Below are 23,014 nucleotides of genomic sequence, written 5' to 3'. Positions count from 1 at the left end.
GCACTCTTTTAACGTAAAAAGCCGCGAAATGCGGCTTTTTTAGAATATTAAGAGTAATTTATCTTGGGCAAGGGTAGAATTTCAAACCGCCCTCTTCAACCATCACACAATCCATACTCGCCGCATGTGCCGCTTGCAAACCTAATTTAGTATCTTCAAACACCACACATTGTGAAGGAGCAAGCGCAATATCCTGCGCGGCTTTTAGAAATGTGTCTGGATTAGGTTTGTGGTTGTCTACATCCGTTGCCGTCACCACAGCATCAAGCTTATCAATTAGGTTTGCTTTAGTGAGCAGCCTTAACGCGCTTTTTCTTTGGCTTCCCGTTCCAACGGCAAGTTTCTTTTGGCCGTAAAAGTGATTGAGTAGTTCCACCGTACAAGCGATAGGTTCACCGCTATCCTCTAATGAAGCAAAGGCGTCCATTTTAAAGCGCGACACAGCTTGCGGATCTAGTGTTAATCCGTACTGCTTATTCACCTCAGCGGCAATTTTGTAGCTCGGCATCCCACCAAGACTATGAAGCCATTCTTGACTAAATGGAAAATCGAAGTGTTGCGCCGTTTTACCCCAAGCCTTTAGGTGGGCGGGCATTGTATCGATCAATGTACCATCCATGTCAAAGATCAAGCCCTGGTACTTTTCTAATGTGTTTAGCATCGCCTTCTCTTCTACCGTTGCGGTTTGAGTCATATTTGTAAGAGTAAAGTTATGTTACACAATTGATATATCTGTAAATACATTCTAACATCACTGTAAATAATCATAAATATCCTTAACCCGACAAACTAAGGTAATCTCATGAATATCAAGAATAAACTGTATTCATTGGGTGTAGTAGCCATTTTGGGTGTTGTTTCTGTACTTTTTGCAACGACTCACTTTGCCCAAACAACTTCTCAACTCAATCACGCTAGCTTGTTAGTCGCAAAGCTTGAAATTCGACTATTAAACCTCCGCCGTAATGAAAAAGACTTCTTATTGCGAAAAGACATGAAGTATCTCGATCGGTTCAACAAAAACATGGATACCTTCCTCAGTCTAGAGTCCGAGTTGGCAGGCATTCTCAGCGCTAATAACCTTCCTTCAAGCAGTCAACTTAGACAAGATATTTTGAGTTACCAGGACGGATTCAACCGCTTGGTTTCTGCATTTGATCAGCGCGGTTTAAAACCAGAAGACAAACTGACAGGCCAATACTTACAAGCACTAACGGCAATCAAACCTTCGCTATCAAGCAGCCAGTTAGTCCAACTGTTCGAGTTTGATAAACAAGTTAAAAGTGGTCAGTTTACCGCTGAGCTTATTCCTTCGGGTGCCAATGCATTATCAAGCGCTGCTAACGCCTACATCGAGCAAAGTAAACGGATTGGGCTTAAGTATAACGAGGGCTTACTCGGTGAAACCCGTGGGCTATCTCATACCGTAGAAAAACAGTTCAAATCCTTTTCTGGTGCGCTCATTGAACAGTCCGATGCGACTAAAGCACAGCTTTCGACCTTAAAGATGGTCGTGACGGCTATCGTGGTTCTCATCATATTTGGTTTTATTTTCCAAATTTCTCGCTCGATCAACCAGCAAGTCGCCTCTCTACTTAGTGCCATCCAAGAGATTGCTCGGACAAACAATGTCTCTTTGCGTGCTTCGTTGACTCGTAATGATGAACTCTCACAAATCGGCAACTACTTTAACCGTCTATTAGATAAATTCGAACAGCTCATTTCTGGTACTCAGTCTAAATCGGCGGAATTGTCCAATAGTACCTCGAGCATGCACGGCGAGCTACAAAACGTCATGGAGCAGTTCCATGCTCAAGCTGAACACACAACGATGATGGCGACATCTGTTCAAGAGATGGTATCGACCATCAATGAAATCTCTGAGAGTACAGCCGTTGCGGTTGAAGGTGTACAGCAAGCTTCGGTTAATGCACAAAATGGTCGTAAAGTCGTTGAAACAACCGTAGGGAATATTGACCAACTCTCAACGATATTGGGAAGCAGCCAAGAGTCGATTGGCTCACTGAACAACCACGTTGATAAGATCGGCGACGCCGTGACGATCATTCAAGGTATCGCCGAACAGACTAACCTACTTGCGTTAAACGCCGCGATCGAGGCTGCACGAGCAGGTGAACAGGGTCGCGGGTTTGCTGTGGTAGCAGATGAAGTTCGCGCTTTAGCTAGTCGCACGCACCAATCAACCGAAGAGATCACCAAAGTTGTTACCGCTATTCAAAGTCAGATGTCTGAAGTGGTCTCGGACATCGACCAGTGTAACGAGCAAGGTGAGCAGACCCTTCAAGCTTCGCAAACGTTAGACAGCAGCCTAGCTCAGATTATTGATGATATGACCCATATTCAGGCGAATTCTGAACGAATTGCATCTGCAATAGAAGAGCAAGGGATTGTGATGAATCAGGTTAGTGAGTCAATTACAGAGCTGAACACAATTTCTGAAGGCAATATGAGTTCAGCGCAACAATGTTTGAATGAAGTCGACAGGGTTTCGGCTCAAGCAACAGATATGGACAGCGCAGTCGCGGAGTTCAAAACGTCGTAACAACCGGCGTCTAAATCCACTAAAAAGCCCGCTTGATGCGGGCTTTGTTATTTTCAACTTCTACTTAATGAAATATAGGTCTTTGGCGTAGATATTCCCTTTCGGGTTGTTTACAGGGACACCTTTCAACTCAGTACGAACAAGGCGAGTATGATTATATTGATATAACGGAATGAGCGGTGAATCCGCTGTCAGCATCGACTCTGCTTTTGCGTACAGCTCGTTACGTTCGCCTTCAGTTTTTGCAATTGACGCATCCGAGATAAACTTATCGTACTGCTTGTTACAATAACCGCTCTCGTTGGCTGTGTGACCACACGTGAACGTTTCTAAAATAGAGGATGGCTCAGGGTAGTCACCAAATGCGTAGGAGCGTGCAATTTGGTAGTCGCCCGTGCTTTTAGCAGCTAGATAAGCACTCCATTCCATGTTCTCTAGATTAACCTTCACACCTAGCGGCTTCCACATTGACGCAATTGCGACAGCCAGCTTTTTGTGGTTCTCGCTGGTATTGTAAGTCAGGGTGAACTCCAATGGATTAGAAGGACTGTAGCCTGCGTCATTTAACAGCTTACGAGCTCGCTCCATACGTTCTTTTTGCGTCAGTTGTGCGTATTCCGGCAGTGGAGCTTGATAACCCGGTATGGTTGTTGGAACTGGGCTGTAGGCTTTTGGTTCGCCTTGTCCTGTGATGCGTTCAACAAGAATGTCACGGTCAACCGCAATGGTCAGTGCTTTTCGAACATCAGCGTTGTCGAATGGCGCCTGATTGATATTGAACGAGTAGACATAAGAGCCAAGTAAAGGTTGTGAATTGATCTGCTCAGGATGGTTTTTTAGATAGCGTTGGTACTGCTCTAGCTGAACACGGTTTGTCATATCGACTTCGCCAGCTTGATAACGCATCAACTCCGCATTTTGAGAGTTAAGTGCTAGGTAAGTCACTCCATTTATGACGGTATTCTCATTGTCCCAATAATTCGTATTTCTTGTGACTTCAACAAACTCATTCGCAACCCATTTTTTCAGGATATACGCACCGTTGGTTACGATATTTTCTGGCTTTGTCCACTCATCACCATACTTTTCAACCACTGTCTGTGGCAATGGTGCAAACGTTGGCAAGCTAAGCAGACTGACAAAATAAGGTGTCGGCTTTTCTAATGTAATTTGCACTGTCGCGTCATCTAGGGCTTTAACCCCTAGAGTCTCGATAGGATTGTCACCGCTTGCAATCGACTTGGCATTCAAGATGTTCGCTGTCGAAAAGTAAAATGCGGTTGATGTTCCAGAACTTGGATTGGCCGCTCTTTGCCATGCATAGACAAAATCGCTCGCTGTGATTTTATCTCCATTAGACCACACTAACCCGTCTTTAAGGGTAAATGTGTAAGTTAGACCATCAGCGGATACGGTCCATTTTTGCGCCTGACCAGGAATCACATTCCCGTGTAAATCCTCAATGACCAGACCTTCAAACATATCTGTTGCGATAGGGCCATCCGCTGATCCTGGATTAACGAATGTCGGATCCATTGATGACGGTTCTGCGCCGTTACCACGGACAAAGTGCTGATCTTTAGCAAGAGTTGTATCGGTTGGTACTTGAGCGGCAATGGCAGAAGCACTGAGTACGCTAGAGATAATAAGCGCGAGTGAAGCTTGTTTCATTCTTGTATTTCCTATACGACGATGACCATACCTTGGTCAAAAATAGAATCCCCGACACTGTACGGGGATTTCTATAATAATCGTTAATTTAATCAGAATGCAATCAGCTAAGTTTAAGCACCTTCATTTTTTAACTCTTTTGTTTCGCCTCTAGCTGTTCAATCACATAGCTCGGTGCAATTTTCCCTAGTTCCTCTAAGCATTGCTGAGATTTAGGATGATCATAGCGAACATAGATATCGCAAACGGCGTAGAGTTGTTCTGGTGCGCCTGAGATCAAATACGCTTTTTCAAACGATTGAGTCGATTTATCGATATCCAATGACTCTTGAAGTACACCGTTTAAGTACCAGTAGTAGCTGTTGTTTTGCGCCATATTCGCTGCTGTTTCGATTTCATTCGCCGCAACTTTATGTTTCTCTAATCGCACCAAGGCTAATGATTTTGAATAGTGGAGCTCTGCGCTGTTTGGGATTTGTTCAATCGCTTCATCCAGTGTCTCAATCGCTTTAGCATCCATGTTTTGAGCACGATAGTTATCGGCTAAGCTCAACCAAGCCACGTCATTATTAGGCTCATTGGTTAACACGTCTTGATACAGCGTGTCCGCTTTGCCCCACTCTTTATGCCAACGGTAGACATCCGCAAGCAACAGCTTGGAATCGCTGTCCTGCTTTTCCTTTAAATGCGCTTTTAGTTCGGCAACCGGCGCTTCAAGTTGTTCTTTCTGCTCTTGACTGACATTGCCGTAATCACGCACCAAGTTAGTCGCGGCAGTAATACGAACCATGGCATCGCTGTCAGACAACAACGGTGACACCATACGCCAACGGTGTTCAATCCCATAAGGCTCAGCGCCTACCGCGGCGGCTTGTCGTATAATGGGATCACTATCTTGTAGTCCCCTTGCTACCGCTACCAATGCGTTCTGACTTGGGTAGTGTGACAACGCCTTTAACGCGGCTGCACGTTCCTCTACTGGCAACCGAACGTCCTGAGCGTGATAAGCCAATTGGTTGGGCTGTATGTTGGGAGCGTGTGTCTCAGTAGAGGCAATTTGCTCAGGCTTGAGCTGCTGATCTGGCTGAATTTCTGCGGTTGCGATATTTGGTACACTCAGTAATGTTCCAAGCACCAAAGTTAAAGTTGTACGATTTAGGTGTTTCATGTTGTCCCCTATTGATTCGTCATAGAGCGTTGTTTAACCAAATCCAATGCGATTCGATCGCTAAATCGTCCATGAGCGACAGGGTTTCTTGTAGCGCGCAAAATGTAAGCAATACTCTTATCCACATGAGAGAAGAACTTCTTCCACCCTGCACAAAGGTAGTTCAAGCCCGGCTCACCTTGTTGAGTCCGAATAAATCGGTTTTTAGGGCACTCACCAAAGCAAGCGAATTTGTATTCACACTCTTGGCACTGCGCAGTCAGACTTTTCGACTTCGCGAATCCAAACTTTTGTTGCTCACTGCCGTAGGCCATATCATCCAGTTTTTGATGGTGAATATTGCCAATTTTGTATTCTGGATAGACATAATGGTCACAGGTAAAGACGTCACCATTGGGTTCCATCGCCAAGCCTTTCCCACACACCTCGCCAAGGGTACATAATGGGTTTTTACGCCCCATCCAAGCCTCAACGCTTGCTTCAAAATATTGAACAAATACACGGCCGAGGTCATGCTTAATCCACTCATCAAACACGGCTATTAGGAAGTTGCCCCAAGCTTGATCGGACACGCACCAAGACTCCATAATCGAATCTTTATGGCCGGGGATCAGTCTTTTATCACCTTGTTTTAATTGCTCGGTAGGCTGCCAAGTTTGAGGCGCTGTTTCGCGAAACGTCTTTTGCTCCACAATCGGAATGAATTGCATTTGTGGCGACTTAACGACATCTCTTAAAAATCGGTAGACCTCTAACGGGTTCTGGCTGGTCAAATTATTCACACAAGTTAAAGTCGCGAACTTCACTTGATGCTTATGAAGAAGATCCACCGCATTCATCACTTGTTTAAAGGTGCCTCGACCGGCGCGATTTGTACGATAAGCGTTATGGAGTAACTCTGGGCCGTCGATACTCAGCCCAACTAAGAAATTGTTTTGATTTAAAAACTGACACCACTCATCATTCAATAGCGTGCCGTTTGTCTGCAGGTCGTTAGAGATGGTGACGTTTTTAGGTTGATATTTCTTTTGGAACTCGACGACTTTCTGAAAGTATTCAAGCCCAAGCATAGTCGGCTCACCGCCCTGCCAAGAAAAAATAATTTCTGGGGTATTCTGCCCCTCAATGTACTGTTTGATATACGTCTCTAACGTCTGTTCATCCATTTTCGGAGAGCAGCCTTTTTTGTACTCAAGCAAGTCCTGTTTGCTCAGATAGTAGCAATATTTGCAGTCTATATTGCATACCGCACCAATTGGTTTCGCCATTACATGCAAACGCTTAGACGCTTTACCTTGAAACTGAGGACCTTGAGTAATAAGCATGATTCACCTTGAGGTTTATTCGACCCACTCAGTTTACTCATGCCTAAACGCTGGTTCATGTTATACCCGTTATAACCAATTTTCATGCGCTTAATTGCTACATTTATAGCTCCTAAATTGAGCGAGTCTATCCCTATGTCTATGCCGATCAAACCACTCTCTATATCTCTATTAAGCGCTGCTGTATTAATGGGCTGCACAGCGACGCCTCCTCACCCTTTAGCGGAAAAGATTAACCAAGATATGGTATGGGTTGATGGTGGTACTTTCACCATGGGTTCGGATGCGCTCTCTGCAAAAAAAGCAGAACAACCAGCACGTGAAGTGACTGTCGATGGGTTTTATATCTCTAAGTTTGAAGTAACCCAAGAGATCTTTGAGCAAGTTATGGGAAGCTCGATGAGCTACTTCAAAGGTGACCAAATTCCAGTCAACAACCTCAGTTGGCAGCAAGCAAACTACTTTATAGAACAGCTCAATGAAATGACCGGTGAAGAGTATCGTTTACCGACAGAAGCTGAATGGGAGTTTGCTGCAAAAGGCGGTAACCAGAGCCAAGGCTTTACTTATGCTGGTTCTAACAACATTGAAGATGTCGCTTGGTATGCAGGCAATGCCAACAACAAAGCGCAGCCTGTCGGCTTAAAACTACCCAATGAACTTGGCCTTTACGATATGACGGGTAACGTCGGTGAGTTTGTTATTGATGCATTTGATGACACCTACTATCGCTACGGAGAACGCAGCAACCCCAACAATGCGCAAGAGACAGATATCGGCCTAGCGCATAAATCAGTACGCGGTGGCAGCTTTGCCTATGCCGCTGAAGAGTCAGAGAATTTCCGTCGTGATTTTGCAAGCCAATCTATAATTATGTCTGATATGGGGCTTCGCTTAGTCAAAGACTAATTCAGGCTTGAATCACCACTCAATACAATAATAAGGATCACTATGAAGTCAGTATGGTTAATGGGCGCAGCTGCGCTCTTGGTTTCTACCTCTCAAGGCGTTTATGCCCAGCAGACACCACCTAAACTCGTACTGCAGTTGACCGTTGATGGGTTACGTGCAGACCTTCTTCAGCGCTATAAGCATAATTTTGGTGACGGTGGATTCCGTTATCTTATGGATGAGGGTAGCAACTTCACCAACGCTCATTATCAACACGGCAACACCGAAACGATTGTAGGCCATGTGTCACTTGCTACCGGCGCACCTCCCGCTGTTCATGGTATGGTCGGAAACGTATGGTATGACCGTACATTAGAGCGCCTCGTCTACAATGTTGAAGACGCCGATTATCATATGCTTTCTTCTGGCGCCGGTGTCGATAAATCAACCGAAATCGATCCTACACAGAAAACTGCCCAGCAAGATGGCCGCTCTCCATCCCCTATTCTCTCAACCACTTTTAGTGATGAACTGGCTGTCGCTTCAAACGGCGCGTCAAAGATCTTTTCGGTTTCAGTGAAAGATCGAGGTGCTATTTCTCTAGCAGGCCACTCAGGAAAGGCGTTCTGGTTTTCAAAAGCACAAGGCGAGTTCACCACCAGCAATTATTACTATGATGAGTTCCCTAATTGGGTGATGCGCTGGAATGAGAAAAAGCTCACAGAGAATTATTCGGGCAAGCGCTGGGAGTTATCCCTTCCACGTGAAGAGTACACGTTGAAAGAACTGGACGATAAACACAAAGTCGATTTGGCAGGCTTCGCACGGACTTTCCCTCACCCTTACGGTCCGTCAAGCTTCAAATATTTTTCAACCATGTTAACGCTCAGCCCCGCAGGTGACGAGCTAACGGGTGATTTTGCCAAAACCTTAATGCTGCAAGAAAAACTTGGGACCAGCGACTTTACTGACTACCTAGCTGTCAGCTTTTCCTCCAATGATTATGTCGTCCACATGTACGGCCCAGACAGCCTAGAAACTGAAGATAACTTGATCCGATTAGACAGAACCATCGCTAAACTACTTGAAAGCGTCGACCAAAATGTTGGACTTGAAAACACGCTAATCGTCCTGTCGGCGGACCATGGGGTACCAGAGGCCTCACCCATTGCTAACCGCCTCGGCTTAAGAAGCGCCAACTACTTCAACGTCGATAAATTACTTTCCGACAAAGTGTTAGAACGCTTAAATAAAGAGTTCGGATTGGGCAAAGAAGCGGTGCGACTCTACGCGCAACCCTACTTGTATCTCGACCACGATGTGATTGCGAAAGCTGGCGTGAAGTTAAGTGCTGTACAGAGTGTATTGGCAGATGAAGTATCAAAAATAAAAGGCGTAGCGTACGCAGTGACAAGCGACGATGTTAAAAACAACCGCCTTCCAGATACTCGCGTTATGGAGTTAGTTAAGAACAACTATCACCCTCAACGCTCTGGCGATATTTATCTGGTCTTTACACCGCGTTCGTACGTTAATGACATGGATGGACTGACGATTGCCTCCACACATGGGTCTCCATGGCGTTACGACACGCATGTCCCAGTCATTTTTGCTGGACACACTATCGAGAGCAACACCATTAGCCGTGAGATCACCCCTTACGATATTGCCCCAACGCTATCTAATCTGTTGGGCATAACTCAACCAAGTGGTGCCACCGGACAAGTCCTTGCTGAAGTGACCAATCCTTCATAGATTGCAGCTAGCTAGTTGACCTACCTACAAAATCTATAACGAAGCTATTAGCGATTTTAGCAAGCAAGAATGACCAGATATTTATTTAGGTTGGTATTACAATCACCGAAAGTTAATTTAAATTGAGCGCTTTAATGGCCGTATTAAACTGCTTTCTAAGCCATTTATGTCCACTTTCATTGGTACGGCTAGGGTGCCAGATTGCGGCAAGATGATGAATTTCATCCGCAAATGGCAGCGGAATCCCTTTGATGTTGTACATTTTAGAGAAGTTACGAATCGTTGAATCAGGGAGCATACCGATAAACTCGCTGTCATTGATCACTGGCAGCATTTCCATCGCCCCTGACGCTCGATACACTATCTGTCTTTTCTCTAGTTCTGAAATATCCTCTGAGCTCAATAGACTCGCACGACTTTGCCAACGAGAGACCACAACATGTTTTTCACTGGTGAACTGTTCAACGGTTATCTCATCTTTTATACGAGGGTGATTTGCACTCAGTACAACCATCAGCTTTTCCGAGTACAAACGTTCAAATTTCAGCGTTGTACGCGCCTTTGGCTCCATATCGACAATCAGATCATAGCGTTGTAAACGTAAGTCACTTTCATAGTCCTCGGTAAACAGTGGATGAACTTCGAGGGCAATGTTTGGTGCTTGCTGAGCGATGATTTCCATCACTTTCGGCAACAGTTCATAACTCGCGACTGACACGCAGGCGATAGAGAAAATTCGATTTGAGACTTTAGGATCAAACTCGCGTGATGCGGTTAACGTTGAGGTGTAATTTTTTAATGCCGCCGCGAGCGCTGGGTAAATATCCATTGCAAAGCTGGTCGGTTCTACGCCTGATGGAGTTCGATGAAACAGTGGCTCATCATAAATATCACGCAGACGCGCTAACGCTTTACTCACCGCAGGTTGGCTAATATCTAACCTCGCCGCCGCTTTAGAGAGGTTTTGCTCTTCATAAATCGCCACAAAAATAGGGATCAGATTGAGCTCAGTACTTTTCATAAGACTCCAAACAAAAAAGTTAGCCGTGATGTTTCGCGCAGGCACTCTTACATCTTAGCTAACTCTTTCTTTTATTGAGCAAATTTTCGGTAAAATCTGAAGCAGATCACCCACTCAACTTCGTTTAGAGCGTGATTTAAACTTCTCTAGGTCTGGTAATGCTTTAAGTAATCGAATTCGCTGTCTTTGCTCGCCAAGATTTCTCAATCGCTTAAATAGTCTCAGGCTAATTGAAACCTTTTCTTTCCCCATCTGAACTGATTCGCTATCTCGCTGCCAACTCTTGCTGTCAGACACCTTGCTCAGTTCAAGCTGCTCAGTTCGCATTCGTAATTGCTTATACAGACTTAAACGTACATGGTTCCACTCACCTGCTTTAATATGCTGACGCAATAACCACCACTCTGGTTTCGGATGTGTTTGATAGTATCGTCTCAAATACAGAGCTAAACCAATCGCGATGACAAGCGTTGCAACAACGAATAGGATCCATTGCAAATATGCGTTTAAAAACGAACTGAATGTATGCTTCACATGGTAGGTTTTGCCTTCTAACGTCATGGTAACCAGTTTATTGTTTTCACTGTCCCACCAATACACATCAACGGGCGGGAATGAGATGTCTCCCCCTTGTTGCAGCACATACACGCTCTCTTCTATTCGAGTAGATTGGTAGTTCCCTCTGCTTTGTGTATCACTAAGTCGATTTGGGTGTGGGTAGCTTTGATATACAACTGTGGATTCATCACTGATCAAATCAGGTAGCAAAACAGATAGGCTATCTTGCGCCGTTAATGTCACTTTGCGTGTAATCGCATCGCCGACTCTAAGCTCCTTGTTTGATGCAGACCAGTCTTGCTTCAACGTCGCATCACTTGCCGCAAACCACGCGATTTCATCCGTTATCTTTCCAGACGGCAACCTTGCGGAAAACTTTAAGGCATCGGTATATAGATTACCCGAGACCTTGGAGCCGTCCGGTGCCGACACCTCTACAGCAACAGAGATGGGTGGAATCACATATTGACCTGATGCTTGCGGATACAAAGTAATTTCCCAGCGTTGCTTAGACCATGTCACCCCGTTTATTCTTTCGGTGTAGTTGGTCGCAAGCTGATTACGCTGCTTGGCAATCAAGTTGGGTACTTCTATTGCGCCGATACGTGTGCCACCTGTAAACCATCGAGGCGTTGATACCTCAATGTATAAGATCACCTGTTCATTGACGCTAAACGGTTTTTGCTTCTGTTGCTCACCCTCTTGTTTGTGCTCAATCCAAGCGGTTAGAGCAACGTCTTTACTCCTTTCAAGCTCAGTGATGGTCGCTGAAAACGAGCAGGACGATATAGATAATAGGATTAAGCCCAGCACCAGTTGAACTCTGTAGAGCAGCTTCTTATTCATGGTTGCTCCTTAGCCGAAGTTTGGCTTTGCTCTCGCAGTTGAATTTGGAACTTGGCCCGTAAGAAGTATTTAGGGTCAGCCTCGACACGTCGTAACCATTTGTCGGCCAGTTCTTCACTGCCGAGTATCTCGTTGGCATTAAGCTTCTCTTTCAACATTAATCCAGCCACAGTTTCTTCTTCGGCACCATCCGCTGTTCTTGGTTTATCCTCATCAAGCTCGAACGACTCTTCTGGGCCGTCTGTTGTACCTGCTTGGCTTTCACTCACGCGGTTAATCTCATCAACAATACCTGTTAATACCTTTAAGTTATGTTCAACGTCTGCTCTTAGCTCTTGATCTAAATTTGGCTCTTCCAACAGAGAAGCAAGCAAATCACGAGCAGCAAGGTATTCTCTCTGGCGTGCTAAAGCGCTGGCAGCGTTATAGAGCCCGTAAGAATTCTCCATTTGTAAAAAGGCACCGTGAGCCAACTTATACTCTGTCGCATAGTAGTAGGCGGTTCCTTTTCTTAAAGGATCTTGAAAATGCTTGGCTGCTTTCAAGTACTCTTGCTGATTAAACCAACGCTGACCTTGCTGGTCAGGTGTTAACCATAAGTCCCACCACCACTGTGCTGCGGTATCTTGCCAAGTCACTTCTTCTGCCACTTGCTCAGTTGCCGCTTTTGAATAGACGGGCTCTGCTATTGCACTGTTTGGGGTAAGCGTACCTAACCCAACCACCAAAATGACTGACCATTGAACTAACCAACCTTTTCGGAACCAGAGCATCATGATGATCGCAATGGGAAACAGCAGCGCATACCCCATATCTTTCCAGGGCATCGAAGACTCCCCATTCAACTGCATGTTCCGTTCAACCAAATTGCTCAGCTTAACGACGTCACCATTATCGACACTGACTTCAACTAAACGCCCTCCCGTTTTACTCGCCAGCTCTTTCAGTGATGCGATACCAACAGGGTTATTACTTTTCACATCACTATTGCCTGCGGCAAGGATCAACAACTGATAAGGGCTTTGAGAGAAGAATGCACCATATTGTTCTATCGTGTTGGGCGTAACACCATCTGTCACTAGTAACACCGTGGCGCCAAGCTGATCTCCTAACTGGTTTTCGATGAGCGGCAGCGCAGTTTGAGCCGACTTGCCCTCAACAGGCATTATTTCTGGGGTAATCGCAGCTAAAAATGGATTGAAAACCTCATTGTCCTGCGTAACGGGCATTGCGATGTGCGCGGATCCAGCGAACACAATCAAGCCTGTTTTCCCATCTTTACGTAGCGCCAAGAGATCTCTTATTTTTTGCTTTGATCGTTCTAGCCGGCTTGGGGGCAAATCGGTCTGTAGCATAGAGTTACTATTGTCTAATACCACGAGCATCATCGCTTTATCTTCACCAAATGGCGAGGCTTGTCGCTGCCAAGTCGGCCCAGCACAGATGATGATTGCGATAAACACGATCACCATAAGAAGCTTAAGTGGCAACTGCTTCTTCCAGCCTTTCTCACCAATGGTTAACGCCTTCCTAAGGTGCTTGGGGAGTACATCTTTCCATTCTGGGCGGCTGTCGTGTCTGAATCGTAACCACAGTAAGAGCCCCATGGGCAATAATGCGAGTAACCATAACGGTCTAATAAAGTGAAACTGGCTCACGATCTGCTGTAAGTTAAGTGAATCAAACATCATTCACCTCTCTTTTTGATTGCTGTCTGCGTCGCTCCATACGAGTCAGCGTCGCCAAGCTAAATGCGGTCAAATAGATGATGACCACAAGAGCCATAAAGTAGTGATGGATAGATTGTTTAGGGCGATAGATAGAACTTTCATAGAGCTGAGGTTCAAGTTCACCAATCTGCTCATACGCAGCCTCTAGTTCTGCACGGTTAAGCGCTTCAAAAGACTCGCCACCCGATTCGCTTGCAATGCGATCAATCGTTGCCATATCTAACGCAACTTCTCCGACTGTTTTAGGGTCACCCATGGCAATGACGTGGATTCTAACGCCCTTCGCTTTCGCGACTTTCGCGGCATCAATTGGCTCAACAAAGCTGCCAGTGTCGTTCCCATCGGTAAGAACAATCGCTACTTTCTCTCGAGTCTCGTTAGTCGATGTGTTAGCCACACTTTGATCAAACACCTTGATAGCAAGTCCCATTGCATCGCCTAAATGGGTGCTTTGTCCCGCCATCGCCACATCTGTTTGGTTGAGCAGTTCAAGCCACACATTCTGGTCAGCAGTAAACGGGGTTTGCACAAAAGCGGCATCACCAAAAAGAATCAATCCTAGACGGTCACCTTTACGAGTCTTTACGAATTCGCCCAATACCTCTTTCGCCGCATCCAGTCGACTAATCTTAGTGCCAGTCGATGATGTAAAATCTTGTTCTGCCATTGATCCAGAGAGATCAACCATAACCATAACGTCTCGCCCGAGGCTTTCTCTCACTTGAGGTTCACCCAACATGGTCGGTTTTGCGAGTGCACAAACAACGAGAAACCAAGCAATGACGAGACACGCTCTCTGCCACCAGCTTGGCGACAACTGACTTGCGCCATGCGAAGGCTCTTCACCCAACGATTCTACGATTTGCTTAAAAAAAGGCACTTTAATCGCAATCTGTTTAGTGCGATATGCGGGCAAGACGAAATAGAGAATCAGTGGCACTGGTATTAACAGAAACCATAGTGGCTGTTCAAACTCAAAACTCGCAGCAAGAAACTCAACCATGGCGATTATCCTCACAACTAGAATGGGTCTTAAGCCAAGTCACCGCCCGCTCACAAATGACTTCTCGTTCTTCGCGTTTAAACTGAACCGCCGGATTAATCAAAGAGTCTATCCAACGCGATGAAACGTCATCGTTAAACAAAGGCCTTTCGAGGTGATTATCCAGAGCGACGATAACATTCTGCCCAAAGAGATTAGCGTTACCCGAATCGAGGTGAATCAACACCACTTTTAATACGGCGAACACATCATGGGGCAAGGAATCGCTCCCGTTATCAAGCTCATCAATGGCTTTAATCGCTTCTTGACGGTAACGATTATCCCACCAATTTCTGCAATAACGATATACAAGGTAGCCAACGAGAATAAGTAACAAGCCGCCAAAAATTTTCCAGCCGATTGTTTGTGGCATCCAACTGACACTGTCTGGCACAGTGACGTCATGCAACTCACGTAGAATATAGGTACTGGGTGGGGTATGTTCGACAGCCATTATCTCCCCCCTACTTGGCGTTGGAATTTTCCGATGTGACTGCCATCTGTTGAGAGCTCGATCGTCGGTAGCCCCTTCATCGACATCAGTTTCGCCAAAGACTGGCGTTTAGAGTCTTGTTTCTGTGCGAGGCCATCACTTGCGACTGAGAGCTTATGCGCACTGTCCAAATTCATCTGGTATGTACCATCACCAACAACCCAATTAGAGTTTGCAATCTCTGCCGGTAAAGTATGTTCAAAAGGGTCACTGACCATAACAGCCATTACATCGTTATGCTGTTGGAGCTGTTTTAATTGGTCAAGGTGATGCTCTGCGCAATCGTGCCAGTCGCTAATAAACACGAACGTCGCTTGCTTTAGCTTCATTCTTTTGATGAGTCCAAACCATTTATCAAACCCAACCTCGTCGGTATCTTGGCTTGAGACATTCAGTTTTTGATTCTCTGACGCTAGCCTTCTCAATTGGGCTAACAACAGGTTTTGGGAACGTTGTGGTTTACTGAACGACAGTTGACGCTGACCTGCGATGATAAATCCCACGCGATCGCCATCTTTCAATACCCGCCACGCACACATTGAAGCAATATCAGCCGCGACGACCGATTTCATCGTGCTGTCTGACGCAAAGAACATGCTACTACGCTGATCTACACAGATGATGACGTTTCGATCTTTCTCTTCGGTGTAGCTTCGAACATGAGGCTTGCCCGTGCGCATGGTCACTTTCCAATCCAGGTTTCGGATATCATCCCCTAGTTGATAGTGACGAAGCTCCTCGAAGTTAAGACCTCGTCCCCGAAACAGTGAGTTGTGCCGACCAGACAACACACTGCCTGCCCTTATGTGGGGTAACAGTGAGAAGGCTTCAGCTTGAGCTTGCAATCGAACGAGACGACTATAATCGCAATACAAACGATCATCGATAACTTGAGTTTTAGGCGCTAATGTTGGCTTAGCCATGTGAAAGCCTCCACTAACCGATTGGAACAAAGTCTAGTAGCTCTTCGACCACTCGTTGATGATTGACACCATCGGCAAGAGCATCGTAAGAAAGTGAAAATCTATGCCCTAAAACAGAAGGAAGCATGGCTCGTACATCATCAGGGGTTACATAGTCTCGGCCTTGCAGCCAAGCATAAGCGCGAGCGCACTTATCTAGGGAAATCGACGCTCTTGGGCTTGATCCGACTTCGATCCATTTAGAAAGATTAGACTCTGAATAACGCTCCGGCTTTCTTGTCGCCATGACCAGCGCAACAATATAATCCTCAACTAATTCAGATACATTCACCGTTGGGAGTTGTCTACGAGCCTCCAGTACTAGGTCTACTTCGATATGATCCGGTGTAATTTGCTCGCTTGACGTCTCACTGCCCAGCTCTTCACTTCGAACGAGTCTAATAATATCGCGTTCTGCATCATCTTCAGGGTAATCAACCGTCACCTTCATGATAAAGCGGTCCATTTGGGCCTCTGGCAATGGGTAAGTACCTTCCTGCTCGACAGGGTTTTGTGTCGCTAACACCATGAATAGATCAGGTAACACATGGGTTTTATCTCCGACCGTGATGGTGCCTTCAGCCATCGCCTCTAGCAAGGCGGCTTGCACTTTCGCAGGTGCTCGGTTGACCTCATCCGCCAGCACAATGCTGTTGAAGATTGGGCCTGGTTGAAAATTGAGTTGAGGTTTGCCTTCTAATTCCTGATATACCTCTGTACCTGTGACATCGGAAGGGAGGAGATCTGGAGTAAACTGGATTCGACCAAATGAGGTGTTTAATAAATTGGCGAGTGATTTTACCGAGCGAGTTTTTGCCGTTCCCGGAAGTCCTTCCAACAAGACATGTCCATTGGTCAGTAATCCGATAACTAACGCTCTGACAACATGACTTTGGCCGATGACACTTTGTTCAGTTTGCTCGATCAATCGGTTGATCGCTTGTTGTGCCTGATTCATAGGTAACCCTCAAATTCAATTTTGCTGCGTACATCCTACTCACAAGCTTCATAACTATTGGTTATACAAACAATAAGCTAACTCTTAATTAACGCCCTCAACTGCTTAATCACGTCTTGAGGGGCGACTTGGCTTAACTCATTCGTGCATTGCTCAAAAGCGAATGCCACACTCCCCTGATTAGCTTCACCCTGACTATAATTACGCGCTAATATTTCACAGCGAGCATACAAGTGTTGTGGGTTCGAGCTAATTTGGTAAGCTTTATTTAGCGCCTCACTTGCTGCCAATACATTGCTTTGCTCAAGCGATAACCCATAGACGTACCAATAGTGCGCATCGGTCTGTGCAAGCTCTGCGGCTTGTTTTAGATAACCCACCGCTTGTGATTGTTCCTGTATTCTCAACAAGGTTAACCCCGCGCTAAATGGTAATACCGCGGACTTAGGCTGGGCTTTAATCCCACTAAGTAGCGTTTCTAACGCTTTATCTTCGTTACCTTGAGAACGATAGAGATCCGCCAAATTGACATAGCTGTTTTCAAAGTAAGGCTCAATCTCGATAGCCCCTAAATACGCTTTTTCGGCCTTAGTTAACTCGCCTGTTGAGCGGTACACATTACCTAAGTTAGTACGACCAAATCCTCTGTCTGCATTGAAATTTTGTATCTCAATGTACTCGTTGAGCGCAGGAGTTATTTGCTCTCTTTGTAGCGGGTTCATCTCGCCCCAGTACGGTACTAATGCCCCTGCTGTTTCTGTGCGCACGCTTAACACTGAGTCGTTCAACAAAGGTTGAAGAATTTGCCAGCGGTCACCAAACGAGTATCCAGAAGAACCTTGTATTGCGCCTAGGCGAATCATTTCATTCTCATGTTTTACCGCCCGCGCCAAAGCAACAAGGGTATTTTGACCAGTATTGCCTGCCATGCGCTCTAACGCTGAAGCTCGAATGATGTTGCTTAAGCTAGAGTCCTGTGCCGAGTACGCCAACGCATCGGCCGCGCCTCTGTGACCTATATCATCAGCATAAAACGCAACCGAGAAGTGTTGCTGATTTCGGTATTTTGAGTTCGGGAACCATGTCGAGATCTGTTTATCTGCCCACTGGGCTGTTTGGTCTTCATGGCAGCTTGTACACACATTGGGCGTGTTGATGTGTTGACTCAAATCAGGACGAGGGACATGCCAGCTATGATCACGACGAGGATCGACCTGCATATAGGTAGTTTCAGGCATGTGGCAGGTCGTACATTGCGACGCTTCAGTTCCCGCTTTATGGAAAGTGTGCTTTTCTGGCGTGTATTCGGCTGCACTATGGCATTGGCTGCACACCGCCTCTTCGGCAATCTTCAACTCAGCAGTATGAGGATCGTGACAGTTGGTGCACGTGACGCCTTTTTCCGACATTGCAGACTGCAAGAAAGAGCCGTAAACGTAATTCTCGTCGTAAATTTGTCCGTCATGGTGATACAGTTCGGGTGAAACTAAACTCAATCTATATTTATCGAAGAAAGAACCTTTAACATGATCTTCCGTTTCATTGAGTTGAGTACGTCTACTATGGCACTGGGCGCAAGTCTGAAGTTGCTGTGTCGCTTTAATCGATTTAGGTTGCAGCGTAGAGTGCCCTTCTTGATACACCCACTCAGTCACCGCTTTCGATAAATCTCGATCAAAACCTAGATGGATAGGATCGAACCCTTGTTTACTGTTCGCTTGTTTTACGTGTTCACTCGCAGGTCCATGGCACGCTTCACAACCCACATTTATCTCTGACCACGTCGTAGAGTATTGATTCGTTGAGGCATCATAGTTTTTGTTTAGATTGGTCGAGTGGCAATCCGCACACATAAAGTTCCAATTTTGCCCGCTGTTCTGCCAGTAAAATTCATCAGTAGGGGTAAGATCTGGATACAGGTGAAACCACCGCTGTCCACCTTGCGTTTTCGGTCTTGAATCCCAAGCGTAAGGAATCAGCTGCACACGGCCATCTGCAAACTCCACCATGTATTGCTGCAAAGGTTCGAAGCCAAACGTGTAGCTAATCTTAAATTCTTCTAGCTGTCCCTTCGCGTTTTCGATCTCTACCCAAAATTCTTCGCCTTTCCGGAAAAAGCGATTCTCTTTGCCGTTATGAATAATGGTTTGATCATCGAACTTGGCTTGCACAGAATCATTTTCGGCATGCTTCATCGCCATATCATGATGCGAGCCTTTCCAAGCCTGATACGCTTCTTGGTGACAGTCTATGCATGCGTCACTTCCAACATAAGTGGCACTGTTTTCCACCGCCGAATATGACGAAACAGGAAAGAGATAAATACACAATAACAGTACGATTGTGTTTAGAACTTTTACGCCACCAGCCGACCAACTCATACCCACCCTTGTATTAACAATGCTTCCTAGCTCATAAAAAGATAGAGCGATTTTCCCTTTTATGACAAACATTTAGCTTTCAACTTAAGAAAATTGACGCCTAGATCAAATAAAGGGCTCCGAAGAGCCCTTGGTCGTTAAAATTGAATCTATTTATTAGGCGTTTCTTGAAGTTTTTCCATGACTTGATCCAACGAGAAACTCGCCGCTTTCTGCCTTGGTGGGAACTCTTTAAACGTTTCTAAGAATTTGCCCACATAGGCTTGAGCTGGAACAAACATGTATGCCCTGTCTAACATCCAATCGTAATAGGTATTCGATGTGACATCCGCTATTTCATACGGATCCATTCTCAAGTTAAACAACTTAGGTAGGCGCAAAGTAACAAACGGTTCAGCCCATATTTGCATAGTGCCTGTCACACGCTGCTCCATGAATACCGCTTTCCAATTGTTGTAGCGCAATGCGGCTAAGTCACCGTCATCAGTGAAGTAGAAAATCTCTTCACGCGGAGCTTGTTCCACCTCACCTGTTAGGTACGGTAAGAAGTTGTATCCGTCTAGGTGAACTTTGAACGTTTTATCACCCGCTTGGTGGCCTTTAAGCAGCTTCTCTTTGATTTGGTCATCTCCCGCTGCTGCAACAAACGTTGGCATCCAATCCATATGGTGCATGATCTCATTTGAGACGCTACCCGGTTCAATCTTACCTGGCCATCGGACCATAGCCGGAACACGGTAAGCCCCTTCCCAGTTAGTGTTCTTCTCACCACGGAATGGCGTTAAACCCGCGTCAGGCCACGTGTTCATATGTGGACCATTATCGGTTGAGTAGAACACAATGGTGTTGTCTTTGATGCCAAGATCGTCGACTTTCTTCAGCAGCGCACCAACATGGTTATCGTGCTCAACCATCGCATCAGCGTAGTAACTGATCCCCGTTGTGCCAAGCTGCTCACCTTTAACATGAGTGCGGAAGTGCATTCGAGTTGCATTCCACCAAACAAAGAATGGCTTGTCTGCTTTAACCGCCTTATCCATGAAGGCGAGTGCAGCATCAAGAGTCTCTTCGTCAACCGTCTCCATTCGTTTACGAGTTAGAGGCCCAGTATCTTCGATCTTTCCATCGGCATACGATTTAATCACGCCACGTGGACCGAACTTCTTACGAAACTCAGGATCTTGTGGATAGTCGATATTTTCAGGCTCTTCTTCGGCGTTCAGGTGATAAAGGTTTCCGAAGAACTCATCAAAACCGTGGGCGGTTGGCAGATGTTCATCCTTATCGCCTAAATGGTTTTTACCAAATTGCCCCGTTGCATAACCCATTGGTTTCAGCAGCTCTGCTATTGTGGCATCTTCTGCTTGAAGGCCAAGCTCAGCGCCGGGTAGACCTACCTTACTCAAACCCGTACGCAGAACACTTTGCCCTGTAATAAAGGTCGAACGGCCAGCCGTACATGACTGCTCACCGTAATAGTCGGTAAACATCATGCCCTCTTTTGCAATGCTATCGATGTTTGGTGTTTTATAACCTACTAGACCGAAGGTATAAGCACTGACGTTGGTCTGTCCTATGTCATCACCCCAGATAACTAGGATGTTGGGTTTTTCTGCTGCGATACTGCTACTTGTCGCGCCAACCATAGCTGCGGCAAGAATCGCTAACCGACGTTTTACGCCATATTTCGCTATCATATAAACCTCTTGAATGTTGATGTCCTTTTCACAAGCACTTATACGATAGTTCACGAAATTAGTTTGCGCATAATAGAACCATCTATTAATACATTAATCATCAATGGTTTATAACATTCTCATTTTTGCATCAATTACGGTTACATCCTCGTGATTTTGATCACGGTAAGCCCTCCTCCCCACAAACGTATTCTCCACAAATTTCCAAATATTTTCAGACACTTACTTCACCTTAATAACAATCGGTTATAACCACTATAAAAAGACGTAGCGTAAATAACGCTTTAAGGTATAGCCAACCGAGTGTGGTCAAGCACTTGTAATTTCAAACAACTATTGGAGTCGTTATGGCTAACCGTATAAGTAAATTGGCAGTCGGCGTCGGCATGCTAGCAAGCTCCGGAGCCGCGTTGGCAGCAGACCAACCAAATATCTTAGCTATCTTTGGTGATGATGTGGGCTACTGGAACATCAGCGCATACAACCAAGGCATGATGGGTTACGAAACACCAAACATCGATAGAATCGCGAATGAAGGTGCCCTCTTTACTGACCACTATGGACAACAATCTTGTACTGCAGGACGCGCTTCATTCATCACGGGGCAAGAACCATTTCGTACTGGCTTGCTAACGATTGGTATGCCCGGCTCCACTCACGGTATTCCAGACTGGGCACCAACAACGGCTGACCTGCTAAAAGAACAAGGCTATGTGACGGCTCAGTTTGGTAAGAACCACTTGGGTGACCAAGACCAACACTTACCAACGGCACACGGCTTCGACGAGTTCTTTGGTAACCTTTATCACTTAAATGCAGAAGAAGAGCCTGAAACCTACTACTACCCTAAAGACCCAGAGTTTCGTAAGAACTACGGCCCACGCGGTGTAATCAAATCATACGCTGACGGAAAAATCGAAGACACGGGTCCAATGACTCGTAAGCGTATGGAAACCGCAGACGAAGAATTCCTAGACGCTTCTCTCGCGTTTATGGAAAAAGCAGTAAAAGACGACAAACCGTTCTTTATCTGGCACAACACCACTCGTATGCACGTTTGGACACGTCTACAAGAGAAGTATCAAGGTAAGTCTGGCATCAGTATTTACGCTGACGGTATGTTAGAGCACGATGATCACGTTGGTATTCTACTCGACAAGCTTGATGACTTGGGTATCGCTGATAACACCATCGTTATCTACTCAACGGATAACGGCGCTGAAACAGTGTCTTGGCCAGATGGTGGTGCAACACCATTCCACGGTGAAAAAGGCACAACTTGGGAAGGCGGTATGCGCGTACCACAACTTGTTCGTTGGCCGGGAACAATTGATCCTGGCACTAAGATCAACGACATGATGGCACACCAAGACTGGCTACCAACACTATTGGCAGCTGCGGGTGTACCTGATGTGAAAGAGAAGCTTGCTGAAGGTTACAAAGCGAACGGTAAGGATTGGAAAGTTCATATCGACGGTTACAACTTCAAGCCATTCTTCGAAGGTAAGGAAGACAAAGGACCTCGTGAGTCTCTACTTTACTTCAGTGCGAACGGTGAGCTAAACGCGGTACGTTGGAATGACTGGAAACTTCACTTCGCTGTACTGGAAGGTAACATTACTGATGCGGTTCGTTTAGAGTCAAACTGGCCTCAAATCATTCACCTACGTGCTGACCCATTTGAGAAAGCACCGCACGAGTCAGGTATGTACCTACGCTGGATGGCAGATAACATGTGGCTATTCGTTCCTATCCAAGACGTACTAGGTGAGTTCTTTAAGACTCTGCCTGATTACCCAATGCAGCAAGGTCAAATCATGAACCCAGCAGCGATTAACTATCAGTCGCTTGGTCTTCAAGGCAAGATGCAGCAACTCGATCAACTGCAGAAACAGGTTCAGAATAAGCTGGCTCAATAGCCGAAAAGCACAAAAGACCAACTAATAGGTTAGA

At 45.7% G+C, this 23,014-nt stretch carries 17 protein-coding genes; 4 read left to right on the top strand and 13 right to left on the bottom strand.

Going from position 1 to position 23,014, the window contains the following annotated elements; translation table 11 throughout:
- Positions 1-58: 58 nt before the first annotated feature.
- A complete protein-coding gene (locus F0231_RS14975; RefSeq protein WP_171760506.1) occupies positions 59-661 on the bottom strand; it encodes a beta-phosphoglucomutase family hydrolase in 603 nt (200 codons plus the stop codon).
- 141 nt (positions 662-802) lie between these two features.
- Here F0231_RS14975 and F0231_RS14970 point away from each other — a divergent pair, with 141 nt between their 5' ends.
- A complete protein-coding gene (locus F0231_RS14970) occupies positions 803-2,563 on the top strand; it encodes a methyl-accepting chemotaxis protein (RefSeq protein WP_171760505.1) in 1,761 nt (586 codons plus the stop codon).
- A gap of 60 nt (positions 2,564-2,623) precedes the next feature.
- Here the strand turns inward: F0231_RS14970 and F0231_RS14965 are convergent, their stop codons facing one another.
- The 3 genes from F0231_RS14965 to F0231_RS14955 all read right to left on the bottom strand — a co-directional run bounded on the left by F0231_RS14965 (position 2,624) and on the right by F0231_RS14955 (position 6,727).
- A complete protein-coding gene (locus F0231_RS14965; protein ID WP_171760504.1) occupies positions 2,624-4,234 on the bottom strand; it encodes a peptide ABC transporter substrate-binding protein in 1,611 nt (536 codons plus the stop codon).
- 130 nt (positions 4,235-4,364) lie between these two features.
- Entirely contained in the window at positions 4,365-5,402 is a 1,038-nt protein-coding gene (locus tag F0231_RS14960) for a tetratricopeptide repeat protein (protein ID WP_171760503.1), read from the bottom strand.
- A gap of 8 nt (positions 5,403-5,410) precedes the next feature.
- On the bottom strand, positions 5,411-6,727 hold the full coding sequence (locus F0231_RS14955; RefSeq protein ID WP_171760502.1) for an anaerobic sulfatase maturase: 1,317 nt from the start codon (positions 6,725-6,727) through the stop codon (positions 5,411-5,413).
- Between the two features lie 135 nt (positions 6,728-6,862).
- On the opposite strand from F0231_RS14955, the gene F0231_RS14950 reads away from it, so the two are divergent.
- On the top strand, positions 6,863-7,636 hold the full coding sequence (locus tag F0231_RS14950) for an SUMF1/EgtB/PvdO family nonheme iron enzyme (protein WP_171760501.1): 774 nt from the start codon (positions 6,863-6,865) through the stop codon (positions 7,634-7,636).
- Between the two features lie 60 nt (positions 7,637-7,696).
- On the top strand, positions 7,697-9,373 hold the full coding sequence (locus tag F0231_RS14945) for an alkaline phosphatase family protein (protein ID WP_253825811.1): 1,677 nt from the start codon (positions 7,697-7,699) through the stop codon (positions 9,371-9,373).
- A gap of 112 nt (positions 9,374-9,485) precedes the next feature.
- On the opposite strand, the gene F0231_RS14940 is transcribed toward F0231_RS14945, so the two are convergent.
- The 9 genes from F0231_RS14940 to F0231_RS14900 all read right to left on the bottom strand — a co-directional run bounded on the left by F0231_RS14940 (position 9,486) and on the right by F0231_RS14900 (position 21,061).
- Positions 9,486-10,394 (bottom strand): LysR family transcriptional regulator, encoded by a 909-nt coding sequence (locus F0231_RS14940; RefSeq protein WP_171760499.1) that lies wholly within the window; start codon positions 10,392-10,394, stop codon positions 9,486-9,488.
- Positions 10,395-10,508: 114 nt separating this feature from the next.
- Positions 10,509-11,798 carry a BatD family protein gene (locus F0231_RS14935; protein ID WP_171760498.1) on the bottom strand — a complete coding sequence of 430 codons (1,290 nt, stop codon included), beginning with the start codon at positions 11,796-11,798 and terminating at the stop codon, positions 10,509-10,511.
- Positions 11,795-13,486, bottom strand: coding sequence for a VWA domain-containing protein (locus F0231_RS14930; protein ID WP_171760584.1), 1,692 nt, complete (start codon positions 13,484-13,486; stop codon positions 11,795-11,797). Before F0231_RS14930 ends, F0231_RS14935 begins: the two co-directional genes overlap by 4 nt.
- Positions 13,479-14,531, bottom strand: coding sequence for a VWA domain-containing protein (locus F0231_RS14925; RefSeq protein ID WP_171760497.1), 1,053 nt, complete (start codon positions 14,529-14,531; stop codon positions 13,479-13,481). The genes F0231_RS14930 and F0231_RS14925 overlap by 8 nt, the downstream gene beginning before the upstream one ends.
- A complete protein-coding gene (locus F0231_RS14920; protein ID WP_171760496.1) occupies positions 14,524-15,024 on the bottom strand; it encodes a DUF4381 domain-containing protein in 501 nt (166 codons plus the stop codon). Before F0231_RS14920 ends, F0231_RS14925 begins: the two co-directional genes overlap by 8 nt.
- Complete coding sequence (locus tag F0231_RS14915; protein ID WP_171760495.1) at positions 15,024-15,986, bottom strand: DUF58 domain-containing protein; 963 nt, start codon at positions 15,984-15,986, stop codon at positions 15,024-15,026. Before F0231_RS14915 ends, F0231_RS14920 begins: the two co-directional genes overlap by 1 nt.
- Before the next feature lie 13 nt (positions 15,987-15,999).
- On the bottom strand, positions 16,000-16,983 hold the full coding sequence (locus F0231_RS14910; RefSeq protein ID WP_171760494.1) for a MoxR family ATPase: 984 nt from the start codon (positions 16,981-16,983) through the stop codon (positions 16,000-16,002).
- A gap of 77 nt (positions 16,984-17,060) precedes the next feature.
- Positions 17,061-19,364: a multiheme c-type cytochrome gene (locus F0231_RS14905; RefSeq protein ID WP_171760493.1), complete on the bottom strand. Its 2,304-nt coding sequence runs from the start codon at positions 19,362-19,364 to the stop codon at positions 17,061-17,063.
- A gap of 149 nt (positions 19,365-19,513) precedes the next feature.
- On the bottom strand, positions 19,514-21,061 hold the full coding sequence (locus tag F0231_RS14900) for an arylsulfatase (RefSeq protein ID WP_171760492.1): 1,548 nt from the start codon (positions 21,059-21,061) through the stop codon (positions 19,514-19,516).
- Positions 21,062-21,408: 347 nt separating this feature from the next.
- Between F0231_RS14900 and F0231_RS14895 the strand changes: the two genes are divergently transcribed.
- On the top strand, positions 21,409-22,980 hold the full coding sequence (locus F0231_RS14895; RefSeq protein WP_171760491.1) for an arylsulfatase: 1,572 nt from the start codon (positions 21,409-21,411) through the stop codon (positions 22,978-22,980).
- Positions 22,981-23,014: the final 34 nt, after the last annotated feature.

The organism is Vibrio sp. RE86 (assembly GCF_013114545.1).
Lineage (GTDB): Bacteria > Pseudomonadota > Gammaproteobacteria > Enterobacterales > Vibrionaceae > Vibrio.
Note: the sequence above shows the minus strand (reverse complement) of the source record. Positions and strands in the feature narration are given on the sequence as shown.

Coding starts and splice junctions, on each gene's coding strand:
- F0231_RS14975 (WP_171760506.1), bottom strand. CDS start 661: ATGCTAAACACATTAGAAAAGTACCAGGGCTTGATCTTTGACATGGAT.
- F0231_RS14970 (WP_171760505.1), top strand. CDS start 803: ATGAATATCAAGAATAAACTGTATTCATTGGGTGTAGTAGCCATTTTG.
- F0231_RS14965 (WP_171760504.1), bottom strand. CDS start 4,234: ATGAAACAAGCTTCACTCGCGCTTATTATCTCTAGCGTACTCAGTGCT.
- F0231_RS14960 (WP_171760503.1), bottom strand. CDS start 5,402: ATGAAACACCTAAATCGTACAACTTTAACTTTGGTGCTTGGAACATTA.
- F0231_RS14955 (WP_171760502.1), bottom strand. CDS start 6,727: ATGCTTATTACTCAAGGTCCTCAGTTTCAAGGTAAAGCGTCTAAGCGT.
- F0231_RS14950 (WP_171760501.1), top strand. CDS start 6,863: ATGTCTATGCCGATCAAACCACTCTCTATATCTCTATTAAGCGCTGCT.
- F0231_RS14945 (WP_253825811.1), top strand. CDS start 7,697: ATGGGCGCAGCTGCGCTCTTGGTTTCTACCTCTCAAGGCGTTTATGCC.
- F0231_RS14940 (WP_171760499.1), bottom strand. CDS start 10,394: ATGAAAAGTACTGAGCTCAATCTGATCCCTATTTTTGTGGCGATTTAT.
- F0231_RS14935 (WP_171760498.1), bottom strand. CDS start 11,798: ATGAATAAGAAGCTGCTCTACAGAGTTCAACTGGTGCTGGGCTTAATC.
- F0231_RS14930 (WP_171760584.1), bottom strand. CDS start 13,486: ATGTTTGATTCACTTAACTTACAGCAGATCGTGAGCCAGTTTCACTTT.
- F0231_RS14925 (WP_171760497.1), bottom strand. CDS start 14,531: ATGGTTGAGTTTCTTGCTGCGAGTTTTGAGTTTGAACAGCCACTATGG.
- F0231_RS14920 (WP_171760496.1), bottom strand. CDS start 15,024: ATGGCTGTCGAACATACCCCACCCAGTACCTATATTCTACGTGAGTTG.
- F0231_RS14915 (WP_171760495.1), bottom strand. CDS start 15,986: ATGGCTAAGCCAACATTAGCGCCTAAAACTCAAGTTATCGATGATCGT.
- F0231_RS14910 (WP_171760494.1), bottom strand. CDS start 16,983: ATGAATCAGGCACAACAAGCGATCAACCGATTGATCGAGCAAACTGAA.
- F0231_RS14905 (WP_171760493.1), bottom strand. CDS start 19,364: ATGAGTTGGTCGGCTGGTGGCGTAAAAGTTCTAAACACAATCGTACTG.
- F0231_RS14900 (WP_171760492.1), bottom strand. CDS start 21,061: ATGATAGCGAAATATGGCGTAAAACGTCGGTTAGCGATTCTTGCCGCA.
- F0231_RS14895 (WP_171760491.1), top strand. CDS start 21,409: ATGGCTAACCGTATAAGTAAATTGGCAGTCGGCGTCGGCATGCTAGCA.